1 protein-coding gene is annotated in these 515 nt (G+C 47.6%); it reads left to right on the forward strand.

Features of this window, described 5'->3' with window-relative positions; translation table 11 throughout:
* Nucleotides 1–274 precede the first annotated feature (274 nt).
* A partial coding sequence (locus R7O13_RS30980) for a DUF4124 domain-containing protein (protein WP_318305740.1) occupies nucleotides 275–515 on the forward strand: 241 nt, incomplete at its 3' end.

Below are 515 nucleotides of genomic sequence, written 5' to 3' on the forward strand. Positions count from 1 at the left end.
ACTTAAGTCAAAAGACGTTGAGCGCATCAACATGGCAACTCACCCACTTGAGTTCGAACTTTACTACTCTGTATAAGGTTCAAACTGTGTAAAATGTAAACACAGTAACAAAATATTAGGCTCGCCTCGCAGGCGGGCCTTTTTTGTATTCGTCAGTCAAGATTCGCCGTTTAACATGAGGGGATAATAAAAATACGCTTGGGCTATTTTTACCTTGTAGGTCAAAGGTCTAAGCCATTGAAACGTGAAATCATCGATCAAAAGAAGGTGAGCCATGAAAGTTCAGCTTATTCCATCGCTATGTGTACTCAGCGGCACACTACTGGCCTCTGTAGCCTCGGCTCAGGTCGCTTACACTTGGGTAGACGAAAACGGCGTAGTGCACTTCAGTGACACCCCAAACCAAGGCGCGAAGACCATCGCATTGCCCAATCTTGAAGCCAGTGCACCAGCACCAGAAGTCGAGAGCACGGAATCACTTGCGCCACAAGCCAAAGCAGCCCCCGAGCCAGAAG

The organism is Vibrio sp. Y176 (assembly GCF_033438945.1).